The sequence below is a fragment of the Terriglobales bacterium genome (assembly GCA_035457425.1).
Classification (GTDB): Bacteria; Acidobacteriota; Terriglobia; order Terriglobales; family Acidobacteriaceae; genus JACPNR01.
The window spans coordinates 1-21,138 of the sequence record DATIBR010000016.1 but is presented as its reverse complement, the minus strand read 5'-3'; the positions used below and the strand labels follow the sequence as shown (position 1 = coordinate 21,138).

The 21,138-nt window shown below is 65.9% G+C and carries 24 protein-coding genes; 19 read left to right on the top strand and 5 right to left on the bottom strand.

From position 1 onward, the window contains the following. Positions 1-794, bottom strand: a 794-nt coding sequence (locus VLA96_01540; GenBank protein ID HSE47869.1) for an acetyl-CoA C-acyltransferase, incomplete at its 3' end; no start/stop codon positions are given. A 106-nt stretch (positions 795-900) separates the two neighbouring features. Here VLA96_01540 and rlmB point away from each other — a divergent pair. Genes rlmB through VLA96_01525 form a run of 3 tightly spaced genes read left to right on the top strand, consistent with a single transcriptional unit; the run spans position 901 to position 4,828 of the window. Beyond that, complete coding sequence (rlmB, locus tag VLA96_01535) at positions 901-1,671, top strand: 23S rRNA (guanosine(2251)-2'-O)-methyltransferase RlmB (GenBank protein HSE47868.1); 771 nt, start codon at positions 901-903, stop codon at positions 1,669-1,671. Positions 1,672-1,673: 2 nt separating this feature from the next. Beyond that, a complete protein-coding gene (locus VLA96_01530) occupies positions 1,674-3,419 on the top strand; it encodes a hypothetical protein (GenBank protein ID HSE47867.1) in 1,746 nt (581 codons plus the stop codon). Beyond that, on the top strand, positions 3,416-4,828 hold the full coding sequence (locus tag VLA96_01525) for an MBL fold metallo-hydrolase (protein ID HSE47866.1): 1,413 nt from the start codon (positions 3,416-3,418) through the stop codon (positions 4,826-4,828). The genes VLA96_01530 and VLA96_01525 overlap by 4 nt, the downstream gene beginning before the upstream one ends. Before the next feature lie 154 nt (positions 4,829-4,982). Here the strand turns inward: VLA96_01525 and trpD are convergent, their stop codons facing one another. The 4 genes from trpD to VLA96_01505 all read right to left on the bottom strand — a co-directional run bounded on the left by trpD (position 4,983) and on the right by VLA96_01505 (position 7,014). Beyond that, the gene (gene trpD, locus VLA96_01520; GenBank protein ID HSE47865.1) at positions 4,983-6,032 is read right to left on the bottom strand and encodes an anthranilate phosphoribosyltransferase; all 1,050 of its coding nucleotides are present in this window, start codon (positions 6,030-6,032) and stop codon (positions 4,983-4,985) included. Positions 6,033-6,104: 72 nt separating this feature from the next. Further along, positions 6,105-6,287, bottom strand: a complete 183-nt coding sequence (locus VLA96_01515; protein HSE47864.1) for a hypothetical protein — start codon at positions 6,285-6,287, stop codon at positions 6,105-6,107. Positions 6,288-6,387: 100 nt separating this feature from the next. Continuing rightward, positions 6,388-6,618 carry a hypothetical protein gene (locus VLA96_01510; GenBank protein ID HSE47863.1) on the bottom strand — a complete coding sequence of 77 codons (231 nt, stop codon included), beginning with the start codon at positions 6,616-6,618 and terminating at the stop codon, positions 6,388-6,390. Between the two features lie 84 nt (positions 6,619-6,702). After that, positions 6,703-7,014, bottom strand: a complete 312-nt coding sequence (locus tag VLA96_01505; GenBank protein HSE47862.1) for a hypothetical protein — start codon at positions 7,012-7,014, stop codon at positions 6,703-6,705. A gap of 168 nt (positions 7,015-7,182) precedes the next feature. Between VLA96_01505 and gcvT the strand changes: the two genes are divergently transcribed. From gcvT to VLA96_01425, 16 genes are all read left to right on the top strand, one after another. Beyond that, on the top strand, positions 7,183-8,343 hold the full coding sequence (gene gcvT / locus VLA96_01500) for a glycine cleavage system aminomethyltransferase GcvT (protein ID HSE47861.1): 1,161 nt from the start codon (positions 7,183-7,185) through the stop codon (positions 8,341-8,343). 19 nt (positions 8,344-8,362) lie between these two features. Further along, a complete protein-coding gene (gene gcvH / locus VLA96_01495) occupies positions 8,363-8,749 on the top strand; it encodes a glycine cleavage system protein GcvH (GenBank protein ID HSE47860.1) in 387 nt (128 codons plus the stop codon). A 2-nt stretch (positions 8,750-8,751) separates the two neighbouring features. After that, on the top strand, positions 8,752-10,077 hold the full coding sequence (gcvPA, locus tag VLA96_01490) for an aminomethyl-transferring glycine dehydrogenase subunit GcvPA (GenBank protein ID HSE47859.1): 1,326 nt from the start codon (positions 8,752-8,754) through the stop codon (positions 10,075-10,077). Further along, positions 10,074-11,576, top strand: coding sequence for an aminomethyl-transferring glycine dehydrogenase subunit GcvPB (gcvPB, locus tag VLA96_01485; GenBank protein HSE47858.1), 1,503 nt, complete (start codon positions 10,074-10,076; stop codon positions 11,574-11,576). The genes gcvPA and gcvPB overlap by 4 nt, the downstream gene beginning before the upstream one ends. A gap of 85 nt (positions 11,577-11,661) precedes the next feature. Then, positions 11,662-12,252: a sigma-70 family RNA polymerase sigma factor gene (locus VLA96_01480; GenBank protein ID HSE47857.1), complete on the top strand. Its 591-nt coding sequence runs from the start codon at positions 11,662-11,664 to the stop codon at positions 12,250-12,252. Further along, positions 12,249-12,725, top strand: coding sequence for a zf-HC2 domain-containing protein (locus VLA96_01475; GenBank protein HSE47856.1), 477 nt, complete (start codon positions 12,249-12,251; stop codon positions 12,723-12,725). The genes VLA96_01480 and VLA96_01475 overlap by 4 nt, the downstream gene beginning before the upstream one ends. Positions 12,726-12,727: 2 nt before the next feature. Beyond that, positions 12,728-13,219, top strand: a complete 492-nt coding sequence (locus tag VLA96_01470) for a zinc ribbon domain-containing protein (protein HSE47855.1) — start codon at positions 12,728-12,730, stop codon at positions 13,217-13,219. 99 nt (positions 13,220-13,318) lie between these two features. Continuing rightward, positions 13,319-14,113 (top strand): LytTR family DNA-binding domain-containing protein, encoded by a 795-nt coding sequence (locus tag VLA96_01465; GenBank protein ID HSE47854.1) that lies wholly within the window; start codon positions 13,319-13,321, stop codon positions 14,111-14,113. A 221-nt stretch (positions 14,114-14,334) separates the two neighbouring features. Further along, positions 14,335-14,592 carry a hypothetical protein gene (locus VLA96_01460; protein ID HSE47853.1) on the top strand — a complete coding sequence of 86 codons (258 nt, stop codon included), beginning with the start codon at positions 14,335-14,337 and terminating at the stop codon, positions 14,590-14,592. A 146-nt stretch (positions 14,593-14,738) separates the two neighbouring features. After that, positions 14,739-14,984, top strand: a complete 246-nt coding sequence (gene purS / locus VLA96_01455; protein ID HSE47852.1) for a phosphoribosylformylglycinamidine synthase subunit PurS — start codon at positions 14,739-14,741, stop codon at positions 14,982-14,984. A 99-nt stretch (positions 14,985-15,083) separates the two neighbouring features. After that, positions 15,084-16,958 carry a glutamine--fructose-6-phosphate transaminase (isomerizing) gene (gene glmS, locus VLA96_01450; GenBank protein HSE47851.1) on the top strand — a complete coding sequence of 625 codons (1,875 nt, stop codon included), beginning with the start codon at positions 15,084-15,086 and terminating at the stop codon, positions 16,956-16,958. A gap of 59 nt (positions 16,959-17,017) precedes the next feature. After that, complete coding sequence (locus tag VLA96_01445) at positions 17,018-17,440, top strand: hypothetical protein (protein ID HSE47850.1); 423 nt, start codon at positions 17,018-17,020, stop codon at positions 17,438-17,440. 68 nt (positions 17,441-17,508) lie between these two features. Beyond that, positions 17,509-18,240, top strand: a complete 732-nt coding sequence (locus tag VLA96_01440; protein ID HSE47849.1) for an FAD-dependent oxidoreductase — start codon at positions 17,509-17,511, stop codon at positions 18,238-18,240. Positions 18,241-18,503: 263 nt separating this feature from the next. Further along, entirely contained in the window at positions 18,504-20,438 is a 1,935-nt protein-coding gene (dnaK, locus tag VLA96_01435) for a molecular chaperone DnaK (protein HSE47848.1), read from the top strand. A gap of 141 nt (positions 20,439-20,579) precedes the next feature. Beyond that, the gene (locus VLA96_01430; GenBank protein HSE47847.1) at positions 20,580-20,759 is read left to right on the top strand and encodes a hypothetical protein; all 180 of its coding nucleotides are present in this window, start codon (positions 20,580-20,582) and stop codon (positions 20,757-20,759) included. 136 nt (positions 20,760-20,895) lie between these two features. After that, positions 20,896-21,138: hypothetical protein (locus VLA96_01425; protein ID HSE47846.1), on the top strand; the 243-nt coding region annotated here is incomplete at its 3' end.

Sequence of the window (21,138 nt, the reverse complement as noted above, 5' to 3'; positions counted from 1 at the left end):
TTCACGAACCCGCCGGACGCGACGACGACCGCGGCGGCGCCATCGGTGATGCCGGAAGAATTCCCGGCCGTGATCGTTCCCGTCTTCGAGAACACCGGCGCGAGCTTCGCCAGCTTTTCCATCGACGCCCCGAGGAACGGGTGCTCGTCCTGGGCGAACGTGGTCGGACCCTTCTTCCCTTCCAGCGTCACCGGCACGATCTCGTTGGCGAACTTGCCGCCGTGGATGGCCTGCTCGGCGCGCTGCTGCGAGGTGAGCGCAAACTCATCCTGCTCCGCCCGCGTGATCTTGTACTGCTCGGCCAGCACTTCGGCGGTCTCGCCCATCACCAGCTTGGAGAGCGGGTCGAGGAAGCCGTCGCGGTACATGCCGTCGACCAGCTCCTGGTTGCCGAGGCGGTAGCCCCAGCGCGCGCCGTCGAGGTAATACGGCAGGCGCGACATCGATTCCGTCCCGCCCGCGAGCACGCACTCCGCGTCGCCGGCCCGGATGGCGTCGTAGCCGAGCGCGATGCACTTCATCCCCGACGCGCACGCCATGTTCACGGTGTACGCCGTGACTTCCTTGGGGACGCCCGCGCGCACCGAGATCTGGCGCGCGACGTTGGGACCGCCGCCGGCCTGGCGCGCGTTGCCGAAGATGGTCTCGTCCACTTGGTCGGGCGCCACGCCGGCGCGCTCCAGCGCCGCCTTCGCCGCGACCACGCCCATATCGGCCGCGGTCTGCGACGCCAGCGAGCCGCCGAACTTCCCGATCGGCGTCCGCACCGCGGAGACGATGAATACTTCCTGCATGACATTTCAGTGTACATGGTCGTCGGTCGTCGGCTGTCGGTCCTCGGCAGACTCGTGGCGGCCGACGACCGAGGGCCGAGGGCCGACCACCGCTACAATGGTCCCGATGGACGTTATCTACGGCATCCATTCCGTCGCCGAGGCGCTGAAGGCGCGCGCCCGCAACTTCGACCACGTCGAGATCGCCAAGGAGCGCAGCGACCCCAAGATGCAGCGCATCATCGACGACTGCCGCGCCTCCGGCATCCCGGTGCGCTTCGTGCCGCGCGAGGCGCTCGACCGCCTGGCCCGCACCGCGAACCACCAGGGCGTGGTCGCGGTCACGACTTCCAAGCAGTACTCGCAAGCCGACGACCTGATCGAGAACCGAAAGGGCGAGTGGAGCTTCCTCGTCGTGCTCGACGGGGTGGAAGACCCGCACAACCTGGGCGCGGTGCTGCGCGCCGCCGACGGCGCCGGCGCCGACGGCGTGATCGTGCCCGAGCGCCGCGCCGCGCACGTGACCGGCACAGTCGCAAAGTCCTCCGCCGGCGCGAGCGAGCACGTCCCCATCGCCAAGGTCACCAACATCTCGCGCACGCTCGAGGACATGAAAGACCAGAACATCTGGATCGTGGGGCTCGACGAGCGCGGCGACCAGACCTACGACCAGGTCGATTACAAGATGCACTGCGCGCTCGTCTTCGGCGCCGAGGGCAAGGGACTGCACGAGCACGTCCGCAAGCACTGCGACTTCCTGGTGCGCCTGCCCATGGCCGGCTCCGTCAGCTCGCTCAACGTCTCCGTCGCCGCCGGCATCGTGATGTACGAAGTCGTGCGCCAGCGCACAAATCAAGATTCCACCCCAGAGACCCAGAGGCACAGAGGAAAGAAGTAGCGTTGAAGACCTTCCTCCAACTCCTCTGCGTCCTTGGCGTCCTCTGCGGTAGTGGTTTCTCCCAGGACCGCGAGGCCTTCACCATCACGCGCTGGCAGCTCGACGTCCAGATCGTGCCGGGCGAAGGCGCCCTCGCGGCCAGCGGAACGCTCGCCGTCCGCAACGACTCCCCCGCCCCGCAGAATGCGCTCGCTCTCCAGATCTCCAGCGGGATGCAGTGGCAGTCGGTGCAGCAGGCCGGCAAGCCGCTGGCGTTCACCGTCCGTGAGCTGCGCTCCGACTACGACCACACCGGCCGGATGTCGGAGGCCGTCATCCAGCTTCCCGCTCCCATCGCGAAGGGCGGCACGGCGGAGCTGGAAGTCGGTTACTCCGGCACCATCGCGCTCGACGCGCGCCGCCTGACGGAAGCGAAGTGCCCGGGCTGCGCTGCCGTCCCGCTCGACGTCGCCGAAGCCAGCGACTGGGACCGCATCGAAACCGGCTATTCCATCTTCCGCGGCGCCGGCTACGTGACGTGGTATCCCATCGCCATCGCGCCGCAGCCCATCACCTATCCGCGCGCCTTCTTCGACCAGCTCGCCGCGTGGCGCGCGCGTCACGGCCAGAGCGTGCTCTCCGCCGACCTCTGCGTGCGCGCCGAGATGCCGGTCGGCTTCACCATCGTCGCCAGCGGGACGCCGCGCGCCGTGGCCGCGAGCTCCACGCGCGCCAAGTGCGCGGGCTACGACTTCGCGCTCACCGGCGACCGCGTGCCCGTCGTGGCAGCCGCGACCTTTGGCGTGGTCGAGCGCCCGCACGCCACCGCCTACTACCTCGAGGAGCGCCCGCGCGCGCTCGACGTGCTCGCCGCCTTCGAGCGCGCCGAGAAATATCTCGAAGACTGGTTCACGCCGCGCGCGAAGTCGGCCATCGTCCAGCTCCCGGGCGCGAAGATCGGCGCCTTCGAGAGCGGCAGCTTCTCCGCCACGCCCTTCGACACGCGCGACCCGCTGCTGCTCCAGACCAACGCCGCGCGCCAGATCGCGCATGCCTCGTTCGCCTCGCCGCGGCTCTGGCTCGACGAAGGCGTCGCGCAGCTCGCGCAGGTCCTGCTGCGCGAGAGCGCCGGCGGCCGCAAGGCCGCGCTCGACTTCATGAACACCCGCGCCGCCATGCTCGCCGAGATCGAGCACCAACTGCTCGACAGCGACGATGAGCTGCGCGGCGACGCCCTGCTGCTCACGCACAACGACGTGCTGGTGCGCGTCAAGGGCATGTTCGTCTTCTCCATGCTGCGCGACCTCGCCGGCGACGACGCCCTGCGCCGCGCGCTCGCCGCCTATCGTCCCGCCGACGACAAGCAGGCCGACTACTTCCAGCAACTGCTGGAGCGCGAATCGAAAAAAGACCTGGCGTGGTTCTTCAATGATTGGGTGTATCGCGACCGCGGCTTGCCCGAGTTCAAGATCGTGAACACGCTCGTCCGCCCGACCCTGCGCGACACCTTCACCGTCGTCGTCACGGTGGAGAACACCGGCGGCGCCACCGCCGAGGTCCCGGTAGCCGTACAGACCGCCGGCGGCGAAAAGTCCGAGCGGCTGCGCGTGCCCGCGCACGACAAGGCCACCGCCCGCATCACAGTCCCTGCGGCGCCGACCGGCGTCACCGTCAACGACGGCAGCGTCCCGGAAGAAGATAGGAGCAACAACTCCGCGCCGGTTACACTGCCCGCCAACGGCCAAGGGCCAACGACCAAAGACCGATGACCTACATCCAGTTCCTCGGCGCGGCCGGCACCGTCACCGGCTCCAAGCACCTGGTCAACACCGGGGGCTTCCAGGTGCTGGTGGACTGCGGCCTCTTCCAGGGCCAGAAGGAATGGCGCGAGCGCAACTGGGAGCCGCCGCCCATCCCCGCGCGCGAGATCGACGCCGTCATCCTGACGCACGCGCATCTCGACCACTGTGGCTGGATCCCGCGCCTCGTCAAGGCCGGCTTCACCGGGCCCATCTACGCTACGCAGCCGACCATCGACCTGTGCGGCGTGCTGCTGCCCGATTCCGGACACCTGCAGGAAGAGGACGCGGCCTACGCCAACAAGAAGAAGTCGTCGCGCCACTCGCCCGCGCTGCCGCTTTACACCGAGCAGGAGGCGCTCGACTGCCTGAGGTACTTCCAACCGGTCGGCGTAGGCGAGGTCAAGCGCCTGAACCCGGACTTCACCTTCAGCTTCGTGCGCGCGGCGCACATCCTCGGGTCCGCGATGGCCGAGGTCACCGTGCGCGCCGCCGGCGGGCAGCGCCGCCTGCTCTTCACCGGCGACATCGGCCGCGTGCGCAACACCGAAGTCGCGCCCGGCAAGGTCGTGCACTCCGGCCCGCAGGAAGGCGAGGTCGCCGACCTGCTGGTGATGGAGTCCACCTACGGCAATCGCCTGCATCCCACCACCAACCCCCGGCCCGAGCTCGCCCGGCTCATCACCGACACCGTGAAGCGCGGCGGCTCGGTCGTCGTCCCTGCGTTCGCCGTCGAGCGCACCGAGAAGCTCCTCTTCCTGCTGAAGGAGATGATGGAGGCCGGCGAGATCCCGCGCGTCCCGGTGCACACCGACAGCCCCATGGCCATCAAGGCGGTCGAGATCTTCCTGAAATACCGCGACGAGTTCAACGAGCAGACCAGGCGGCTGGTCGACCGCTACGGCTCACCCCTCCAGTGGGACAACTTCTTCTTCGACGAGAAAGTGGAAGAGTCGAAGAGGATCAACGAATCGCGGTTCCCTGCCATCATCGTGTCGTCGAGCGGCATGGCGACCGGAGGGCGCGTGGTGCACCACCTCGCGCAGCGCCTGCCTGACCCCAAGAACCAGGTCGTCTTCATCGGCTTCCAGGCGCCGGGAACGCGCGGCGCCGCCATCAAAGCGGGCGCGCGCTCCGTGAAGATCTTCGGCGAGGAGATCCCGGTGCGCGCGCAGGTCGCCGCCATCGAGCAGTTCTCCGACCACGCCGACACGCCCGAGCTGCTCGAGTGGCTGCGGACGTTCAAACGCGCGCCGGCGGTGACGTACCTCGTGCACGGCGAGCCGGCGGCTTCGTCGCAATTGCGGCTGGCGATGACGTCAGCCCTCCGCTGGAAGGTCGAGATCGCGCAGTGGATGCAGAAGGTGGAAGTGCGCTAGTCCCAAGAGCCATCGTGGGGATTTACCAGCCATCGTGAGGCAAAATGTCATCTTGAGGCGGCTTCAGCCGCCGAAGGATCCATGCATTCGTCTGCAATGAATGGGTTCTTCGGCGACTGAACTCGCCTCAGAATGACAATACGGTTCACGATGACTACGCGCTTGTGAAGCGCACCAGCGCTTCCAGCTTCCTCTTCGCCGCGCCGGAATCGATGGACTGCTCCGCCAGCGGGAAGCCTGCCTTGATCGAATCCACTTTCCCGGCCGCCACCAGCGCCGCCGCCGCGTTCAGCACCACCACGTCGCGCCGCGCCGACTTCTTTCCCTCCAGCACCTCGCGGATGATGGCCGCGTTCTGCTTCGCGTCGCCGCCGGAGATGGCCTCCAGCGGCGCGCGCTTCAGCCCGAAGTCTTCCGGCTGCACGTAGTAGGTCTGGAAGCGGCCGTCGCCGCGCAGCTCCGCGACCTTCGTCTCGCGCGTGAGCGTGATCTCGTCGAGTCCGTCCATGCCGTGGACGACGAGCACGCGCTTGAGTCCCAGCCGCTTCAGCGCCTCCGCGAGCTTTTCCACCAGCGTCTCGGAGTAGACGCCGACCACTTGCGCCGACGCCTTGGCGGGATTGGTCAGCGGGCCCAGCAGGTTGAAGATGGTGCGCAGCTTTAGGTCGCGGCGCGCGGTCTGCACGTGCTTCATGTTGTGGTGGATGTCGGGCGCGTACAGGAACGCGATTCCGGCCTCCCGCAAGCACGCCGCCAGCCGCTCGGGCGGCATTTGGATCTTCACTCCGAGCGCTTCCATCACGTCGGCGGAGCCGCACTGCGAGGTCACGCTGCGGTTGCCGTGCTTCGCCACGCGCACGCCCGCGCCCGCGATCACCAGCGCCACCGCGGTCGAGATGTTGAAGGTGCCGCTGGTATCGCCGCCGGTGCCGCAGGTGTCGACCAGCGCGTCGCGCTCGGTGTCGGAGACGTCGATGGCGGGATCGCCCACCGCGGTCACCGGTGCCGCCGCCTCGCGGATGGCCTCCGCGAATCCGACGATCTCCTCCACCGTCTCGCCCTTGATGTGGAGCGCGACCAAAAGCGCGCCGATCTGCGCGTCGCTCGCCGTGCCGCCCAGGATCTCCGCCATCACGGCGCGCGCCTGCGCGCGCGAGAGCGAGCGCTGGTGCGTGGCGACGGCGTGCAGGGCTTCGAGGATCATGTGGATGCGGGAGCAGCCATGGTACGCGGAGGGCTGCTCACTCCGCGAGCGCGAGTGGTGGGCGCGTGTCGGCTATCCGTGGCCTTCGGCTTCCTGCGCCTGCAGGTCGCAGGCTTCCCGGCAATCGAGGCAGTAGTACTGCCCGTCGTTGCACAGGCGGACGTTATGCAGGCCCTGGCACAGGCCGCAGTATTTCTCGCACAGGCACTTCTCTTCCGGCAGGTCACAGACGGCGCATATGAATCTATCTGCCATGCGCGCCACTCTAGCGCGAGACGGGCGGCTTGGGAAGTCTCAAGGCACACTTCGGCCCCGGGCCTGAATGTGTTGCTCTGCTGGAGACCGCTCCCCCGGGCTAGCCTTTGCTGCTGCCGCCAGGGGAAGCTTGAAAGTCGGCGTCGTCCTCGACCGGGACGGCCGAACTCACAAGCTGAAACCGGACGTCGTTGCCACATCGGCGACAAGCCGGCAGGGACTGGCCGGCCAGGATCGTCACCTCGTGGTACAGCCGGTGCTGGTAGTGCAAGACCTTGTAAATACCCGATTGCGGAGCTTTCTCCCCAGGCTTGAAGACGTTCTCAGCCATGGCAGGTACCGGCATCCGCGAAAATTCTAGACCCATCGCGCCGGAAGATTCAACGCTGCTGCCGGAGAGAGCCGCTGCTCCGGTCTAGCTCTCGAAATCGGCGTCGTCGAAGATATAGGGCGCGGTCCGCACCAGGCGGAAGCGCACCCGTTCGAAGCATGTGTCGCACGCCGGGAACTTGTCGTTCGCCAGCATCACGGCCTCGTGAGCGGTGCGGTGGTCGCGGTCGTGGATGACCTCGTAGATGCCGGTTTCCTTGATGGGATCGCCCGGCTGGTAGCGCGGGCCGTCGTCGCGCGTGTGGCGAGAGCGCGACGGCCCCGAGCGCGGGTCCTTGGAACGCAGACGATGGACTTGCTCTCTTGCACCGGCCGGTACGGGACGAGGAGCGGGCATTGCGGAACCCCAGGGGGAGATGTGCTTGCTGTGTTCCGCACTATATCGCCACAACTTGGCGCGGCTGGCAAGCGGCAATGCGCGAAACCAGGTTTGACCCCCGAAAAAATCGCGTGATAACGTAGCTGGTTCCACCTTGCATCGCCGCCCCAGAAGGGAATCCCCACAGTGGCCACCACGGTTGAAGCGACGGGTCTCCGCAAGACGGCGCTCCATCCCGTGCATCGCGCGCTCGGCGCCAAGATGGTGGACTTCGGCGGTTGGGACATGCCGGTCGAATATCCTGCCGGCTTCGGCGGCAAGCCCGGCGGCCTCATCCAGGAGCACCTGGCGGTGCGCACCGGCGTGGGCCTCTTCGACGTCTCGCACATGGGCGACATCCGCATCTCGGGCCAGCAGGCGCTCGAGGCCGTCCAGCACATCTCGATGAACGACGCCTCGAAGCTGCAACCCGGCCAGGCACACTACTCCGCCCTGCTTTACCCGCAAGGCACTTTCGTCGACGACGTCATCGTCCACAAGATGGCCGACGACGACTACCTGCTCGTCATCAATGCCGGCACGCGCGAAAAAGATTTCGGCTGGGTGCGCGACAACGTCAAGCACTTCGACGTCAAGGCCGAGGACGTGGGCGACAAGTACACGCAGCTCGCCATCCAGGGACCGCGCGCGCAGGAATTGCTCCAGAAGCTGACCGACGCCGACCTGGCGAAGATCAGGAACTACTGGTTCGCCTACGGCACCGTCTGCGGGCTGAAGAACACGCTCATCGCGCGCACCGGCTACACCGCCGAAGATGGCTTCGAGATCTACGTTCCCTCCGACGAAGCCACCAGCCGGCGCGTGTGGAACGAGGTGCTCGAAGCCGGCAAGCAGTTCGGCATCCTGCCCTGCGGCCTGGGCGCGCGCAACACGCTGCGCCTCGAAGGCAAGATGGCGCTCTATGGCCACGAGATCTCCAACGAGATCACGGTCTGGGAAGCCGGGCTCGACCGCTTCGTGAAGATGGAAAAACCCGAGTTCATCGGCCGGGCGGCGCTCGAGAAGCAGCGCTCCACCGGCATCCGCCGCACGCTGGTCGGCCTGGAGATGGTCGACCGCGGCATCGCGCGCGACGGTTACAAAGTCTTCGACGAGCGCGGCAGCGACGAGCTCGGCTACGTCACCAGCGGCTCGCCCGCGCCCTTCCTCAAGAAGAACATCGCGCTGGCCTACGTGCCGCCGCACTTCTCTTCCCTCGACACCACTGTCACCGTCGAGGTCCGCGGCCAGAAGATCAAGGCCAAAGTGGTTCCGACACCTTTTTATAAGCGTCCCAGGAAGTCGTAGGAAAGAAAGCGCAGGACTCATGACGTATCCGAAAGACCGCAAGTACACGAAAGAGCACGAGTGGATCAAGGTCGAGGGCGACACCGGCGTCATCGGCATCACGCATCACGCGCAGGAGTCGCTCGGCGACATCGTCTTCGTCGAGCTGCCCAAGGCCGGCGCCGACACCACCGCCGGCAAGAGCTTCGGCACCGTCGAGTCGGTGAAAGCGGTCAGCGAGCTGTACGCGCCCGTCTCCGGCAGCGTCACCGCCATCAACGAAGAGCTCAACAGCGCTCCCGAGAGCATCAACAAGGACGCCCACGCCGCCTGGATGATCAAGGTCAAGATCAAGGACAAGGCGGAGCTGAACTCCCTGCTGAGCGCGGAAGACTACGAGAAGTTCGTCGCGGAAGAAGGCCACTAAGAGTGCGCTATCTTCCGAAATCGCCCGCCGACCGCGAGCAGATGCTGCGCGAGCTCGGCTGCAAGTCCATCGACGACCTGTTCGCGCCCATCCCGGCCGAGTACCGCCTCAAGGGCGACCTCAACGTCCCGCGCCAGATGTCGGAGCAGGAGATCCTGCAGTTCTTCCGCCAGTCGTCGCGCGACAACGCCGCCGGCTACGCCACCTTCCTCGGCGCGGGCGCCTACAACCACTATCGCCCGGTGGTGATCGACTCGCTCATCTCGCGCGGCGAGTTCTTCACCGCCTACACGCCCTACCAGGCGGAGATCGCGCAAGGGACCCTGCAAGCCATCTTCGAGTTCCAGACCATGATCTGCGAGCTCACCGGCATGGAGGTCGCCAACGCTTCGATGTACGACGGCTCGACCGCCGTCCCGGAGGCCGCGATGATGTCGGTGCGCCTCACCGGGCGCAGCAACGTCGTCATCGCGCGCAGCGTGCATCCGGAGTATCGCGAAGTCCTGCGCACCTACGCGCAGCACCAGGGCCTGCCCATCACCGAGGTCGGCTTCGGCGAGAACGGCCGCTTGGACATGGCGGCGCTCGACAAGGCTGTCACCGACCAGACGGCGTGCGTCATGGTGCAATCGCCGAATTTCTTCGGAACGATCGAAGACGTCGCCGCGCTCGCCGAGTTCACGCACAAGAAGGGCGCGCTGCTGGTGGTCTCGATCGCGGAAGCCATGTCGCTCGGCGTGGTGAAGCCGCCGGTGGAAGCCGACATCGTGGCCATGGAAGCGCAGTCGTTCGGCGTGCCGCTCGGCTTCGGCGGCCCCTACGCCGGCGTCATCGCGACCAAGGAGCAGTTCGTCCGCCAGATGCCGGGACGCCTCGTCGGCCAGACCGTCGACAAGCACGGCCGCCGCGGCTTCGTGCTCACCCTCTCCACGCGCGAACAGCACATCCGCCGCGAGAAGGCGACCTCCAACATCTGCACCAACCAGGCTCTGGTGGCGACGATGGCGACCATCTTCATGACCATCTATGGACGCGAGGGGCTGAGGGAGCTCGCGCAGCACAACCTCGCGAAGGCCGCATACGCCTCGAACGAGTTCGGCAAAAAAGGCAAAGTTCTGTTTGCCGGCGCGCCGCGCTTCAACGAGTTCGTCCTCCAGACGGCGGGCGACCCCTACGCCATCAACGAGAGACTGCTCGAGCAGAAGATCATCGGCGGCTTCCCGCTCAAGAAGTTCTATCCCGAGCTCGGCAACGCCGCGCTCTGGTGCTGCACCGAGCTGACCAAGAAGGAAAACATCGACGCGGCCGTGAAGGCGGTGGCGCAATGAGCGGCCCGAAGAAAGCCACCACCCACGTCAACCAGAACGAAGGCCTCATCTTCGAGAAGTCCTCGCCCGGCAAGAAGGCGTACCGCCTCGAGCCGCTCGACGTCCCCGCCGTGGACGCCGCGAAGCTCCTCGGCGCGGCCGTGCGTGCGGACGTCGGCCATCTCCCCGAAGTCTCCGAGATCGAGATCATCCGGCACTTCACCCGGCTTTCGACCTGGAATTACGGCGTCGACACCGGTCTCTATCCGCTGGGTTCCTGCACCATGAAGTACAACGCGCGCGTCAACGAAGTCGCCGCGCGCATCGACGGCCTCGCCTACGCCCACCCGTACCAGCCCGAGCGGCTGTCGCAGGGCGCGCTGCGCGTGATGAAGACGCTCGCCGACTGCCTGCTCGAGATCACCGGCCAGGATGCCATCACCCTGCAGCCCGCCGCCGGCGCGCACGGCGAGATGACCGGCATCCTGCTCATCCGCGCGTTTCTGCAGTCGCAGGGGAACCCGCGCAAGAAGATCCTCATCCCCGACTCCGCCCACGGCACCAACCCGGCGACCGCCGCCATCTGCGGCTACGCGGTCGAGAACCTGAAGTCGAACGCCGCCGGCATGGTCGACGTGCCTTCTCTGGTCGCGCAGATGAACGAAGACGTCGCCGGCCTGATGCTCACAAATCCCAACACCCTCGGCGTCTTCGAGCAGGAGATCCACAAGATCGCCGACGTCCTGCACTCCAAGGGCGGGCTGCTTTACATGGACGGCGCCAACATGAACGCGCTCGTCGGCAAGACGCGCCCCGGCGACTTCGGCGTCGACGTGATGCACCTCAACCTGCACAAGACGTTCTCGACGCCGCACGGCGGCGGCGGACCCGGCTCCGGACCGGTCGCCTGCAAGAAGCACCTCGAGCCGTTCCTGCCGGCGCCGGTGGTGTGCGAGAAGCCCGACGGCACGCTCGGCTTCGACTACAACCGGCCGAAGTCCATCGGCCGCGTGCGCGCCTGGTACGGCAACTTCGGCATGCACGTGCGCGCGCTCGCCTACATCCTTGCCAACGGGCCCGACGGCCTCCGCATGACGACCGAAGACGCCGTCCTCAACGCCAACTACATCCGCAAGCGACTGGAAGGCGTCTACGACCTTCCCTACTCCACGCCCAGCATGCACGAGGTGGTCTTCAGCGATCGCAAGCAGACCGCCAAGGGCCTGAAGACCGGCGACATCGCCAAGCGGCTCATCGACTACGGTTTCCACCCCTACACCGTTTCGTTCCCGCTCATCGTGCCCGGCGCGCTCATGATCGAGCCGACCGAGAGCGAGTCGAAGGAAGAGCTCGACCTGTTCATCGACGCCATGCGCGAGATCGCGCGCGAGTGCGAGCAGGACCCGCAGCTCGTCCTCGACGCGCCCCACACCACGCGGCTTTCGCGCCTGGATGAAGTGCTGGCCGCCCGCAAGCCCGTGCTCCGCTGGAAGCCGCAGGCCAAGTCGGCGGCGGAATAGTCCCTGACCGATCGCCGCGGCCCGCCTGACCTGGGGCGCGATTTCCTGCGTCTTTTTTCCCGCCCCGTCCGTATGTAGCGATAGCATGGCTGCGACTGCCTATTACGCTTACGTGACGATGGAGAGCGAGAGCGCCCGGATCGCGCACGCCCTGCGCCGGCGCGACCCGGACCTGCTGGGCCGCCTCATCGAGCAGTACCAGCACCGGCTCTTCCGCTACCTCGTCCACTTCACCGGCGACCACCGCCTCTCCGAGGATCTTTTCCAGGAGACCTGGCTGCGCGTGCTGGAGCGTGGCCGCACGTACGACGGCAAGTCCGATTTCGCCGCCTGGCTGCTGCGGCTGGCCCATAACCTCGCCGTCGACCACTTCCGCACGCGGCGCGGAGTCAGCCTCGACGCGCTGACCGACCCGGAGCGCGAGGCGCCGCTCCAGGTCGCCGACCAGCGTCCGACCCCGTTCCAGCAGGCCGCCACCACCGAAGACCGCGAGCGCGTGGTGGCGTGCCTCGGCAGCCTGCCCGCCGCCTATCGCGAGGTCGTGGTCCTGAGATTCCAGGAGGAGATGCCGCTCGAAGAGATCGCGCAGGTCGTTGGCATCCCGCTGGCCACGGTGAAGTCGCGCCTCTATCGCGCGCTGGAGTTGCTGGAAACCAAGCTAGGAGACCGTTCGTGAGTCACGACGCACACCTTCGCGCCAAGGAGCTGATCGTCGGCGGCGCCACCGACGCCGCGGAGCAACGCTGGCTGCAGGAGCATCTTGCCGGCTGCCCCGGCTGCGCTGCCCTGCTCGAGCGGACGCAGGCCGTCCGCGAGGCGCTGCACTCGGTCCCGCTGACGGCCGACCCCGAGATGGTCGCCGCCGCGCAGCAGCGCCTGCTGCGCCACGCGCTCGAGTTGAGCGAGCGCGAGAGCCGCCGCTGGATGTTGACCGCCTCGGTCGCGGTCGCCGCCTTGTTCGCCTGGATCAGTGTCCCGCTGCTCTGGCAGTTCGCCGGCTGGCTCGGCGGTATGACCTCATCGCCCGAGACCACGGCCATCGCCGTGTTCCTGTCGGCGGCCGTCACGCCCGCTTTGCTCGCCGCCGCCGCCGCCATGTGGCTGCGCGGCTCGCGGCACTACGTGGAAGTCGAAAGGATCCGGAGATAGTCATGGAAAGACTTGAAAGTGATTTCTCGAAGGAACTGAAGATCATCCCCTGGTGGTCCTACGTGCTGGGCACGATCGGGTTCTTCTGCATGCAGTTCGTGTTCCACGTGGCCATCCTGCACAGCGAAAAGGTGCCGCCGCCGCCCGCCGTGCGCCTGCTGCTTGGCATCGTGATCGGCTTCGCGCTCTTCGTGTGGGCGATGCTGCTCGGCTATGTGAACCGCGACGCCGGCCGCCGCGGCATGAACCGCGCTCTCTGGACGGTCCTGGTCATCCTCATCCCCAACGGCATCGGGTACGTCATCTACTTCATCCTGCGGAAGCCGTTGCAGTCTGCCTGCCCGTACTGCGGCGCCTCGGCGGAGCCCGGGTTCACCTACTGCACCAAGTGCGGCAAGGCGCTCAAGCCCGCGTGTGCCAGCTGCGGCGCGCAGATGCGTCCCGACGACAAGTTCTGCCCCGCCTGCGGGAAAGCCGTCACGCAAATCGCCTAGAACCTTTCACCGAAGGTCACGAAGGTTCACGAAGGATTCAAAGACCTTCGTGCTCCTTCGTGTCCTTCGTGGTTAAGGGTTTTATACTGTCGGGCAGAGATGCCGCTCTCCACCATCATCATCGACGACGAGCAGCTTGCGCGCGACGAGCTCGCGTACCTGCTCAAGTCCACCGGCGAAGTCGAGGTGGTCGCGCAGGGCAAGAACGGCCTCGAAGCCGTGAACCTCATCAAGGAGCACGAGCCCGACCTCGTCTTCCTCGACGTCCAGATGCCCGGGCTCGACGGCTTCGGCGTCATCAAGAAGCTGCTCGACAAGAAAGTGCCGATGCCGCAGGTGGTCTTCGCGACGGCGTTCGACCAGTACGCGGTCAAAGCCTTCGAGGTGAACGCGGTCGACTACCTGCTCAAGCCCTTCGACAAGAAGCGCGTGGCGCAGTCGGTCGCAAAGGCGCGTAAGAACATCGAGAAGAACGAAGCCCAGAAGGAATCCGCCGCGCCCGCCGCCAGCCAGATCGACGCGCTCGTCAAGATGCTGGAGCAGCAGCAGGCGCCCCAGCCGCAGAAGCTGCTGCTGCGCACCGCCGGCCGCATGTACCTGGTCGACCAGAAGGAGATCTGCTACGCCAGCATCGAAGACGGCGTCATCACCGTCGTCACCTCCCAGATGGAAGGCCAGTCCAACTGCCGCACGCTCGAGGAGCTGCTCGAGTCGCTCGACCCCAAGACCTTCTGGCGCGCCCACCGCTCCTACCTGGTCAACATCAACCGCATCAAGGAAGTCGTGCCGTGGTTCAAGTCCAGCTACCAGCTGCGCATGGACGACAAGAAGCAGACCGAAGTACCAGTCTCCCGCGCCCAGACCAAGCGCCTGCGCGAGCTCTTCGGGCTGTAGCGTGCGCGACTCCACCGAACCGAAAGTGCGCCGGTACCTGGGAGCTGGATTGCTCTGGTTTTGAATGGTGGCCCGCTGCGCCCCGGCGATGACTCGGCCACTGTGCACTGTGGACCGTGGACTGTCGACTCCTCCGGTGACCGCAGTCACTGACAGCTTCCCCTCCCGCGCTTCTACTGCAAGCTGAAGTAGTGTCCTCTTACGCGTAAGGAGGGACTGATATGCCCACACTTATGGCCGAGGCCAAGGAGCAACTGGCCGAGCCGATGGAAAAGCTGAAGACGGACGTGCAGCACGTGGTCGAGACCGCCGGCAAGAAGGCGCGCTTCGTCATGCGCCGCGGCGCCGAAAAGGCCGAGGAACTCAAGCATGGCGCCGAGCGCGAGGTCCGCAAGCATCCACTGGAGACCGCCGCGCTGGTCTTCGCCGCCGGCTTCCTCATCGGCGGGTTCGCTTCCTGGCTCACCCGCCGGAAATAACACTCAACGCAGAGGCGCAGAGTACGCTGAGGCGAACAAGAAAGACCTCAGCGCGCTCCGCGCCTTTGCGTTGGACTTTCTCGAAGCCCTGCGCGACGAGCGTGCGCCCCAGGTTCGGATGGACTGTATAATCTCCCTCATCTCCCATGAAAGCTTACGTGTACGTTTCATTGAAGAAGACCGTCCTTGATCCCCAGGGCAAGACCATCCAGGGCGCGCTCAAGAAGATGGGGCACGCGGCCATCGCCGACGTCCGCCAGGGCAAGTACTTCGAGATCCAGCTCAACGGCGGGCTCGACAAGGCGGCCGCGCAGCAGCAGATCGAGCGCATCGCCCGTGATGTCCTGACCAACCCGGTGATCGAGGAGTTTTCGTACAAGCTCGAGGACTAGCCACGTTCGCTGAGTCCACCGGCAGTTCCCGGAATCCAATAGCTTTCGGCCACTCGCAACTCGGTACTCGCAACTCGGCACTCGCAACTCGGTACTGTTATGTGCGGCATCGTCGGATACGTCGGTAAGAAGCGGGTCGTGCCCGTGATCCTCGACGGCCTCAAGCGCCTCGAGTATCGCGGCTACGACTCGGCGGGCATCGCGGTCGCCGGCAACGGCGAGGGCCTCCAGGTCCGCCGCGCCGAAGGCAAGCTGCGCAACCTCGAAGAGGTCATCCGCCTCAAGCCGATGGACGGCACCTACGGCATCGGCCACACGCGCTGGGCCACCCACGGCCGCCCCACCGAGGAGAACGCCCACCCGCACCGCGATTGCACCGGCAAGATCGTCGTCGTCCACAACGGCATCGTCGAGAACTACCTCGCGCTCAAGAAGAAGCTCGCCGAGGCCGGCCACAAGTTCACCACCGAGACCGACACGGAAGTCATCGCGCACCTGGTCGAGAAATACCTGTTCGCCAAGGCCAACGGCTCGCGCCCCGCGCTCGAAGAGGCCGTGCGCAAGACGGTCAACGAACTGAAAGGCGTGTTCGCCATCGCCGTCATCTCGGCCGACGAGCCCAACAAGATCGTCGCGGCGCGCAACGGCCCGCCCGCCGTCATCGGCCTGGGCAAGGACGAGTACTTCGTCGCCTCCGACGTCCCCGCCATCCTCTATCACACGCGCGACCTCTTCTTCCTCTCCGACGGCGACCTCGCCGTCATCACGCCCACCGGCGTGCAACTCTCCGATTTCGACGGCAAGCCCATCCAGCGCCAGGTCACCCACATCACCTGGGACCCCATCATGGCGGAAAAGGGCGGCTTCAAGCACTTCATGCTCAAAGAGATCTACGAGCAGCCCCGCGCGGTGCGCGACACCACTCTGGGCCGCGTCTCGCTCGACTCCGGCAAGGTCTTCCTCGACGAGATGGAGATCACCGAAAAAGAGTTCAGGGACGTTCGCAAGGTCGTCATCGCCGCCTGCGGCACCAGCTGGCACGCCGCCCTGGCCGGCAAGTTCATGATCGAGCGCCTCGCCCGCGTCCCGGTGGAAGTGGACTACGCCAGCGAGTACCGCTACCGCGATCCCATCACCGAGGAAAAATCGGTCACGCTGCTCATCTCGCAATCCGGCGAGACCGCCGACACCATCGCCGCGCAGCGCGAGTCGAAGGCCAAGGGCACCAAGACGCTCGCCATCTGCAACGTCGTTGGCTCCATGATCACCCGCGAGGCCGCCGGCACCATCTACACGCACGCCGGCCCGGAGATCGGCGTTGCCTCCACCAAGGCCTTCACCGCCCAGCTCACCGCCCTCTTCCTCTTCGCGCTCTACCTCGGCGAGGTGCGCGGGGCGCTGTCGCCCGATCAGGCCAAGCACTTCATCGCCGAGCTCGGCCGGCTCCCCGGGAAACTCGAGAGCATCTTGGCGCACGACGAAGAGATCGAGGACCTGGCCAAGGAGTACCAGCGCTCGCAGGATTTCCTCTTCCTCGGTCGCGGCATCCACTACCCCATCGCGCTCGAAGGCGCGCTCAAGCTGAAAGAGATCTCCTACATCCACGCCGAGGGCTACCCTGCCGGCGAGATGAAGCACGGCCCCAACGCGCTCATCGACGAGAACCTGCCGGTCGTGATCATCGCCACCTGCGACCGCAACGACCCCGCGTCGGTCCAGCGCTATGAGAAGACGATGTCGAACGTGAAGGAAGTGAAGGCGCGCTCGGGTACCGTCATCGCCATCGCCACCGAGGGCGACGAGGACATCCGCGAAGCCGCCGACCACGTGATCCACGTGCCGGCTGCGCCCGAGCTGCTCTCGCCCATCCTCGAGATCGTGCCGCTGCAGTTGCTCGCGTATCACATCGCGGTGCGCCGCGGCTGCGACGTCGACCAGCCCCGTAACCTCGCCAAGTCCGTCACCGTCGAATAGTCCGATCCCGGTAGACGTTTTTTGCCACGCTGCATCCAATCGCCGTAGGAGTCTCCGCCATGCGCAGACTGCTCTCTTCCTTTTTCCGACACCCCCTCTTCCTGGTCGGCGCGAGCTTCGTGCTCGTCACGCTGGTCGGCTACATCCTGGACATGGCCCTGGTCCACAGCGGCATCTCGCGCTGGCACACCGTCCTGCTCTCCAATGCGACCGACGGCGCGCTCGCGGCTTGGTTCCTCTGGTACTGGCAGCAGCAGCATCGCCGCGAGATGGAGCTCATGCAGCAGCGCGTCGAGATCGTCAGCGAGATGAACCACCACGTCCGCAACGCGCTCCAGGTCATCACCTTCTTCGCCCACAAGGCCGAGGACCGCGAATCGGCGGCGCAGCTGCGCGAATCCATCGAGCGTATCCAGTGGGCGCTGCGCGAGGTCCTGCCGAAGTACGGCGGCGCCGACGCGCCCTTCCGCCCGCCGAATTAGCTGGCGGAAGCCCGCGACCCCGCTCATTTACAATGACAGGTTCGACTTCGCACGCTGAAGGAACCTGATTGGCTCGTCCCGTCTACACCGCCCGGCTGAAGGCCGCCCGCTGGCTCAGCGACCAGACACGCCACTTCGAGTGGGAGGTCGCCGAGCTCGAGCGCTTCGACTTCAAGTCCGGCCAGTTCGTCTCCATGCTCGAGACTAAGGACGACGGGAAGCACGTCACCCGCGCCTACTCGCTCGCCTCCGCTCCCCGCGGGCGCGAGTTCGATCTCTGCCTCAACCGCGTGCCGCACGGCTACTTCTCCAACTACCTGTGCGACCTGCCGGAAGGCAGCGCCGTCAAGTTCCACGGGCCCCACGGCCACTTCACCCTGCGCGACCCCGTTCACGACTCCATGTTCGTCGCCACCGGCACGGGCGTCGCCCCCATGCGCGGCTTCCTGCAGTGGCTCTTCGCCGACCCGGCGCGCAACCACGGCAAACGTTTCTGGCTGGTCTACGGCACGCGCTACGAAAAGGACATCTACTACCACGAGGAGTTCCAGCGCCTCGCCGCCGAGCACCCCAACTTTCGGTACGAGATCACCGTCTCCCGCCCCTCCGACGCCTGGATGGGCCGCAAGGGCTACGTGCAGGAGATCGTCCGCGAGATCACCGAGCAGTTCACCGGCGAGCAGCGCCACATGGCCGACGTCTACATCTGCGGCCTCAACAACATGGTCTCCGGCGTCCGCGACCTCCTCACCGGCATGGACGTCGACCCCAAACACATCATCTTCGAGCGCTACGACTGAAGGCGTCGCCGATTTCCGATTGCCAATTGCCGATTGAGTCCCGCCGCCGAGAGTAATCGGCAATCGGCGATTGGCAATCGGCAATCGCAATCGGCTAACCCCCTCTTTTCCTGTAGCTTACGCCGTCTCTCCCATCCAGAAATTCTCTGCATCCTACTCATTCCAGACGACATCCAATGACTTGACAGTAAGTCACTCAACTTCTATTCTGGCGTAGCTATCAAAGCAGAATACCCGGTCAAGCGGGCAGCGGAGAGAATTTCATGGCAAAGATCATCGGTATCGATTTGGGCACCACGAACTCGTGCGTCGCGGTCATGGAAGGCGGCGAGCCCAAGGTCATTCCCAACGAGGAAGGCGGCCGCACCACCCCCTCCGTCGTCGCCTTCACCAAGACGGGCGAGCGGCTCGTCGGCCAGGTCGCCAAGCGCCAGGCCATCACCAATCCCGAGAACACCGTGTACTCCATCAAGCGCTTCATGGGCCGGCGCTACGACGAAGTCAACGAAGAGATGAAGATGGTGCCCTACAAGGTCGTGAAGGAAGGCGACCACGTCGCGGTCGAAGCCGCGGGCAAGAAGTACACCCCGCCGGAGATCTCGGCCTTCATCCTGATGAAGCTCAAGAAGGCCGCCGAAGACTACCTGGGCGAGAAGGTGACCGAGGCCGTCATCACCGTGCCGGCCTACTTCAACGACGCGCAGCGCCAGGCCACCAAGGACGCCGGCCGCATCGCCGGTCTGGACGTCAAACGCATCATCAACGAGCCCACCGCGGCCGCGCTCGCCTATGGCCTCGACAAGAAGAAGAACGAGACCATCGCGGTCTACGACTTCGGCGGCGGCACCTTCGACATCTCCATCCTCGAGGTGGGCGAAGGCGTCATCGAGGTGAAGTCCACCAACGGCGACACGCACCTGGGCGGCGACAACATCGACCAGCGCATCGTCGACTGGCTCATCGACGAGTTCAAGAAGGACGAAGGCCTCGACCTGCGCGCCAAGGGCAACGAGATGGCCCTCCAGCGCCTGCGCGACGCCGCCGAGCGCGCCAAGATCGAGCTCTCCACCACCATGGAGACCGAGATCAACCTGCCCTTCATCACCGCCGACGCCTCCGGGCCCAAGCACCTCGTGAAGAAGCTCACCCGCTCCAAGCTCGAGGAGATGGTGCGCGACATCATCGACCGCTCCCTCCCGCCCTGCAAGCAGGCGATGAAGGACGCGGGCATCGACGCCTCGAAGATCGACGAGGTCGTGCTGGTCGGCGGCCAGACCCGCATGCCGCGCATCCAGCAGCTCGTGAAAGACCTGTTCGGCAAGGAGCCGCACAAGGGCGTGAACCCGGATGAAGTCGTCGCCATCGGCGCCGGCATCCAGGGCGGCGTCCTCAAGGGCGACGTCAAAGACCTGCTGCTGCTCGACGTCACTCCGCTCACGCTCGCCATCGAGACCCTCGGCGGCGTGGCCACTCCGATGATCCCGCGCAATACCACCATCCCGACGCGCAAGACCGAGACCTTCTCCACCGCGGCGGATTCCCAGACCTCGGTCGAGGTCCACGTGCTACAGGGCGAGCGCCCGATGGCGGCGCAGAACCGCACGCTCGGCAAGTTCCACCTCACCGGGCTGCCGCCGGCGCCGCGCGGCGTCCCGCAGATCCAGGTGACGTTCGATATCGACGCCAACGGCATCCTCAACGTCACCGCCAAGGACATGGCGACCAGCAAGGACCAGAAGATCACCATCACGTCGTCTTCGGGCCTCTCGAAGGAAGAGGTGGAGCGCATGGCGAAAGACGCCGAGGCGCACGCCGACGAGGACAAGAAGCGGCGCGAGGAGGTCGAAGCCCGCAACCAGCTCGACGGCATGGTCTACTCCATCGAGAAGATGCTGCGCGAGCACGGCGACAAGATCTCGCAGGGCGAGCGCGGCGACGTGGAAAACGCTCTGGCCGACGCCAAGAAGGCGCTCGAGTCGAACGACGCGGCGCAGATGAACTCCGCCCGCGAGAAGCTCACCGCGGCCTCCCACAAGCTGGCCGAGCAGATGTACAAGGCCCAGCAGCCGGGCGCGACCGGTGGTCCCGAGGCGGGCGCAGGCCCGCAGCCCGGAGCCAACGGCTCCGCCGGCGGCCAGAAGAAGAAAGACGAAGGTGTGATCGACGCCGAGTACGTCGACGTCGACGAGAAGAAGTAAGGGCCTTGGTGGTTAAATCGCATCCCGAGGTTCGCCGCCTTTGCGAACCGAGGGAGCCCTACCTCGACACGGATATTTCTTGAGGTAGGGTTCCCTCGCCCGCCACGGCGGGCTCGGGATGTAACCCAAACGGAAGAGGCGATGGAACGGATCAAGCATTTCATGGTGTTGAAGGTAGCCATCGGCGTGCTCGGCACGGCCATGAGCATCATCCCGCTCGGCGGCTTGATGCAGTACGACCAGGCGCTCGAGCTCAAGGCCCGCCTGGCGCAACAGGAGCCTGAGTCGGTCTTTCTCATCCAGGAGGTCGGCAAGGCCTGAAGGAACACGGGCCTAAGACCTTGGCCACGGATAACACGGAAGAACACGGATCTGATCCGTGAGTATCCGTGACGATCCGTGGCCGAATTGCTTTTTGCTTGAAACTGGAAACTCGAAACTCGAAACTGGCTGTCCCATGCGACGACTTCTCACCATCCTCGTCCTGCTGCTCGCGCCCGCCTTCGCGCAGTCGAAGGCCCCGGCCGAAGCCGAGCTGCGCAAGCTGCTCACCGACTTCCTCGCCGCCGCCTCGCACACGCCGCCCTCCGCCGCCGACAGGCAGATGTTCGACCGCTTCTTCGCCGACGACGTCATCTACACCCGCTCCGCCGGCGCGACCATCACCAAGGCCGAAATCATGAAGTCGTTCGACGAGCCG

What these genes read in the sequence shown, in the direction of transcription:
- VLA96_01525 (HSE47866.1), top strand. Translation starts at nt 3,416, where the DNA reads ATGACCTACATCCAGTTCCTCGGCGCGGCCGGCACCGTCACCGGCTCC.
- gcvPB (HSE47858.1), top strand. Translation starts at nt 10,074, where the DNA reads ATGAGCGGCCCGAAGAAAGCCACCACCCACGTCAACCAGAACGAAGGC.
- purS (HSE47852.1), top strand. Translation starts at nt 14,739, where the DNA reads ATGAAAGCTTACGTGTACGTTTCATTGAAGAAGACCGTCCTTGATCCC.
- rlmB (HSE47868.1), top strand. Translation starts at nt 901, where the DNA reads ATGGACGTTATCTACGGCATCCATTCCGTCGCCGAGGCGCTGAAGGCG.
- VLA96_01480 (HSE47857.1), top strand. Translation starts at nt 11,662, where the DNA reads ATGGCTGCGACTGCCTATTACGCTTACGTGACGATGGAGAGCGAGAGC.
- dnaK (HSE47848.1), top strand. Translation starts at nt 18,504, where the DNA reads ATGGCAAAGATCATCGGTATCGATTTGGGCACCACGAACTCGTGCGTC.
- trpD (HSE47865.1), bottom strand. Translation starts at nt 6,032, where the DNA reads ATGATCCTCGAAGCCCTGCACGCCGTCGCCACGCACCAGCGCTCGCTC.
- VLA96_01505 (HSE47862.1), bottom strand. Translation starts at nt 7,014, where the DNA reads ATGCCCGCTCCTCGTCCCGTACCGGCCGGTGCAAGAGAGCAAGTCCAT.
- VLA96_01470 (HSE47855.1), top strand. Translation starts at nt 12,728, where the DNA reads ATGGAAAGACTTGAAAGTGATTTCTCGAAGGAACTGAAGATCATCCCC.
- VLA96_01460 (HSE47853.1), top strand. Translation starts at nt 14,335, where the DNA reads ATGCCCACACTTATGGCCGAGGCCAAGGAGCAACTGGCCGAGCCGATG.
- gcvH (HSE47860.1), top strand. Translation starts at nt 8,363, where the DNA reads ATGACGTATCCGAAAGACCGCAAGTACACGAAAGAGCACGAGTGGATC.
- glmS (HSE47851.1), top strand. Translation starts at nt 15,084, where the DNA reads ATGTGCGGCATCGTCGGATACGTCGGTAAGAAGCGGGTCGTGCCCGTG.
- VLA96_01430 (HSE47847.1), top strand. Translation starts at nt 20,580, where the DNA reads ATGGAACGGATCAAGCATTTCATGGTGTTGAAGGTAGCCATCGGCGTG.
- VLA96_01510 (HSE47863.1), bottom strand. Translation starts at nt 6,618, where the DNA reads ATGGCTGAGAACGTCTTCAAGCCTGGGGAGAAAGCTCCGCAATCGGGT.
- VLA96_01515 (HSE47864.1), bottom strand. Translation starts at nt 6,287, where the DNA reads ATGGCAGATAGATTCATATGCGCCGTCTGTGACCTGCCGGAAGAGAAG.
- VLA96_01445 (HSE47850.1), top strand. Translation starts at nt 17,018, where the DNA reads ATGCGCAGACTGCTCTCTTCCTTTTTCCGACACCCCCTCTTCCTGGTC.
- VLA96_01465 (HSE47854.1), top strand. Translation starts at nt 13,319, where the DNA reads ATGCCGCTCTCCACCATCATCATCGACGACGAGCAGCTTGCGCGCGAC.